This window comes from Microvirga sp. P4_G7 (assembly GCF_056401005.1).
In genome coordinates this window covers 1-3,859 of record NZ_JBFUKD010000338.1, presented here as the reverse complement: position 1 = coordinate 3,859, position 3,859 = coordinate 1, and the positions used below count along the sequence as shown (strand labels likewise).

The window sequence follows — 3,859 nt, the reverse complement described above, 5'->3', positions numbered from 1 at the left end:
CTTCAGCTCCTCGTCGGTCAACTGAAAGATCTCCTCCGCTCGCGTGTTGATATGCACGACATTGAAGGCGTAATCCTCGAGCAGGGGAATCTCGAGATAAGGCGTAAAGATCGGCGTCACGATCGCAATCGTATCGCCTTTGTGAAGAATGCGGTTCTTCATCAACGATTTGAAGGTGTAGCACATGGCCGCCGTGCCGCCTTCGACCGCGAACAGGTCGTATTGGCCGCCGGGCGATTTGCTGTCGCACATGGCCCAGATCAGATATTCGTGCACCACCTTCTCAGCATGCTGCAGCATGCGGTCCGGCACCGGATAATTATCGCCGACAATGGAATCGACCAACTCATGGACGAAGGCGTCCGCCACGAAACCGAACCGCGCGACTGCGAACGGCACCAACTCCTTCAGCATGGTCGCGCCAGGGCGATCGTGATTGGTTTTCAGAAACTGTTCCAATCGTCCGGCGATGCCGGGGGTCTGGGGCATGCCGCCCATATCGGGCCCGTCCATGACGCGCTTGCATTCCTCGATGGCGAATTGTCCGAGTAGGAAGAAGGCTTCTCGTGGTGTCGTCGCGACCCAGTTGGGATTGCCGCGCCCGGCGTTGAGCATTGTGACAGCCGCCTTCTTGGCACTGTCTTTGGCGAGCTCGATCAGCTTGTCCTTGATTTCGAAAGGACTGAGTTTTTCGTAAGCATCGAAGGAACGAGACGGAAATTCGCTCATCCAAGTTCTCCAGTCGAGCGTTGAAACACAGGGGTATCTTCAGCACGACTGCCCGATTGGCCATCAGGTCATGACCCGAGGCGCGGTTGCATCTTTCTCCGGTTGGCCTCAGCGTTTTCCTGATGGACGATGTTCTCGAATGGCCACGTCTGAACACGACGTCAGGCTGTAACCCTGACGTCCACCGCGGATTTTTGTGGCTGGGATCTGGTACTTCACGGGATGCGCAAGGCAGCCGTTGCCGGCTATCATATTCTCGGCCAGACGTGAGGATGGACCGCCATGCACCCACCGCAGAACCGCACAGGTGACGCCTTCGGAATGGGAGGCGACGTCTTTCGGACCGGCGGCGTCCGGTTGCTCGCACGCCTTCTCATCGCCGACCCCTATCCGATTGTCCGCTGCGGCCTCCGATCGATGATCGACGAGCGGGATGGATGGACAATCGTCGGCGAAGCCGTCGCGATCGAGGATCTCGCCGGGTTGGCCCTGTCGACTCGCCCCGATATCATCATCGTCGACCCGTCGTCATTTCCGGGTGACCTCTGCGGTATCCTCGGACAGATCCGTGCGCTGCTTCATGACACCGAGATTTTGGTGTTCACGGCCGAGGAGGACGAGAAGAGTATTCGTGAACTGGTCACGGTCGGAGCGCGCGGCTATGTCCTCAAGACCGATGGTGGAGAACACATCCTGGCCGCTGTCGAGGCCTTGCTTGACCACCGGCCTTACTTCACTTGGCAGGTATCCGCCACGCTACTCAACGGCCTGAGCGAGGCCCCAATCGAGGTCGTGGGTTCGACAGCGCGGGCGCTTACCCGACGAGAATCTGAGGTCGTGAAGTTGATTGCCGCAGGTTTGAGCAACCGCAGGATCGCCGAGCATCTCAGCGTGAGCATCAAGACTGTCGAAGCGCATCGCACGATGGCGATGCGCAAGATCCGGGCAAACTCGACAGCGGACGTCGTCCGCTACGCCGTTCGACACCATATGATCGAAGCATGATCGATGGGCCGCCCGCCCGCCGTATCAGTTCTTGGGAACTTTACGCGCCTCCTGAGCGGTCTGAAGGCACGTCATGACCTCCACATAGCTCGGGGAACCGCCCGTCGACGTTTCCTCGACACAGCGGGTGCGATCGATGGCCGGGTAGGTCGTCCAGGTGGTCTTCAGCGTGGCGAGCGCAGCCTTCTCATCGTTCATGCACGCCTCGAGGCTGCCGGTCTCGGGATCTAGCTTCAAAGCCGCCTTGCAGCTCTCCTCGACGGCAAGCCGAGGTGGTTCATCGGCGATCGGCAGGAGCATTTGGCTTGCGAGAAGAAGGACGGGGGCAAAATTCGTCACGGGACAATCTCAACATTAGGCGTTCGCCGACGACGAGCGTCGCCAACGTTCTAGCTGCACCCATCATGCCGGAAGACACCCCGTTCCCGCTACTGCCGTCTTTGTTTTTTTCGCAGGATCGGACAGTTTTCTCACAATTCGATGAGCAGGCCGCGGGCACGCTTACCCATGAAGCACTCATCATGCGCCCGCGCCGCGGTCAAAACCCACCTCGGGGTTTTTCCTCATCGGCCTACATTCTTCCCCTGATTGTATCGGGAGGCTACCTAGGCAACGCTGTTCTGTGCAATGGTGTCGAGGTGCGCGATAGCGCGACAAGGAGGGGCGTGGCATGAGAGTTCTCCTTACCTCGAAAGGGAGACGCCGCGGCTCCTGGCAGGCATTGGTCCTGCTGGGCTCGTTGATGGCAAGCGCTGCGGCGCTCGCCCAGGGAGCAATGCCGAAACCTGCCGTGACTGTTCAAACGATCGAGAAGAGTCCAGTGACGTTCGGATTGACGTTCACCGGTCGTGTCGTCGCCGTCGACAAGGTCGATATTCGCGCTCGCGTAACGGGTTATCTCAACTCGCAGAATTTCACCGAAGGCCAAGACGTCAAGGAGGGCGAGCTCCTCTTCACGATCGAGGACGACACGTATCAAGCGCTCGTCGATCAGCGCAAGGCTGACCTCGCGGCTGCGGAGGCGAAAGCCGAGAACGCCAAAGTTCAGCTGGCGCGCGCGGCCGAGCTCTTGCCACGTCAAACCATCTCGCAGGCGGTCTACGATGATCGTCAGGCCGACAAGAGAATCGCGGACGCATCGGTTCTGCAGGCCCAGGCCGCATTGAAAGAGGCGGAGATCAATCTCGGCTACACGCGGATCAGTTCGCCCGTGGCAGGGCGCGTCGGTCGCGCCGCGTTCCAGAAGGGCGCTTTCGTCGGACCGGATTCAGGCGCTCTCGCAACCGTCGTCAGCCAAGACCCAATCTATGTCACGTTCCCCGTCAGCCAGCGTCTGATCCTGGACGTGCGCCGCAGATTGGAGAAACGACAGGAGAGCCCGGAAGGCGCCGTCGTTCGCCTGCAACTGTCTGACGGCAGCTACTACAACCAAGTCGGCAAGATCGACTTCACCGATGTGACGGTCGATCAATCGACGGATACGTTGACTGTTCGCGCGGTTTTCCCAAATCCCGAACGACTTCTCGTCGATGGCCAATATGTTCGCCTGCGGGTCGAGGAGCCGAAGCCTGAAGAGGCGCTGGTCGTTCCCCAGAGAGCCGTTCTCAATGATCAAGCCGGGTCGTACGTCTACGTCGTCGGCGCCGACGGCAAGGTTCAGGCCAAACGCGTCACCTTGGGCGCGGTGCGCGGCACGGACGTGGTTGCGACGGCGGGATTGCAGGTTGGCGACCGCGTCATCGTCGACGGTATTCAGAAGGTGAGGCCGGGCGTCGAAGTCGATGCCGCGCCCGCGCCCAGCCAACCGAAGGGCTGATCCATGATCTCGGCCGTATTTGTCGATCGCCCACGGCTCGCCATCGTCATTGCCATCGTCATCACCCTCGCCGGGCTCATTGCGCTGACGCGCATCCCGAWCGCCCAGTTTCCGGATATCGTGCCGCCACAGGTCCAGGTGACGGCGCGCTATCCCGGAGCGAGCGCGGAAGTCGTCGAATCCACCATCGCGCAGCCGATCGAAGCGCAGATGAACGGCGTCGACAACATGCTCTACATGAAGTCGGTCAGCGGCAATGACGGCAGCTATTCTCTGCAGGTGTATTTCCGTGTCGGTACGGATCCCGAC

The 3,859-nt window shown here is 60.2% G+C and carries 5 protein-coding genes; 3 read left to right on the top strand and 2 right to left on the bottom strand.

Annotation, left to right across the window (positions count from 1 at the left end):
- A partial coding sequence (locus AC1DT3_RS14015; protein WP_477465865.1) for a bifunctional aspartate transaminase/aspartate 4-decarboxylase occupies nucleotides 1-729 on the bottom strand: 729 nt, incomplete at its 3' end.
- 282 nt (nucleotides 730-1,011) lie between these two features.
- On the opposite strand from AC1DT3_RS14015, the gene AC1DT3_RS14010 reads away from it, so the two are divergent.
- A complete protein-coding gene (locus AC1DT3_RS14010) occupies nucleotides 1,012-1,734 on the top strand; it encodes a LuxR C-terminal-related transcriptional regulator (RefSeq protein WP_477465864.1) in 723 nt (240 codons plus the stop codon).
- Between the two features lie 24 nt (nucleotides 1,735-1,758).
- Here the strand turns inward: AC1DT3_RS14010 and AC1DT3_RS14005 are convergent, their stop codons facing one another.
- Nucleotides 1,759-2,073 (bottom strand): hypothetical protein, encoded by a 315-nt coding sequence (locus AC1DT3_RS14005; protein ID WP_477465863.1) that lies wholly within the window; start codon nucleotides 2,071-2,073, stop codon nucleotides 1,759-1,761.
- Between the two features lie 331 nt (nucleotides 2,074-2,404).
- On the opposite strand from AC1DT3_RS14005, the gene AC1DT3_RS14000 reads away from it, so the two are divergent.
- Both AC1DT3_RS14000 and AC1DT3_RS13995 read left to right on the top strand, forming a co-directional pair.
- Nucleotides 2,405-3,550, top strand: a complete 1,146-nt coding sequence (locus tag AC1DT3_RS14000) for an efflux RND transporter periplasmic adaptor subunit (RefSeq protein WP_477465862.1) — start codon at nucleotides 2,405-2,407, stop codon at nucleotides 3,548-3,550.
- A gap of 3 nt (nucleotides 3,551-3,553) precedes the next feature.
- Nucleotides 3,554-3,859: efflux RND transporter permease subunit (locus tag AC1DT3_RS13995; RefSeq protein WP_477465861.1), on the top strand; the 306-nt coding region annotated here is incomplete at its 3' end.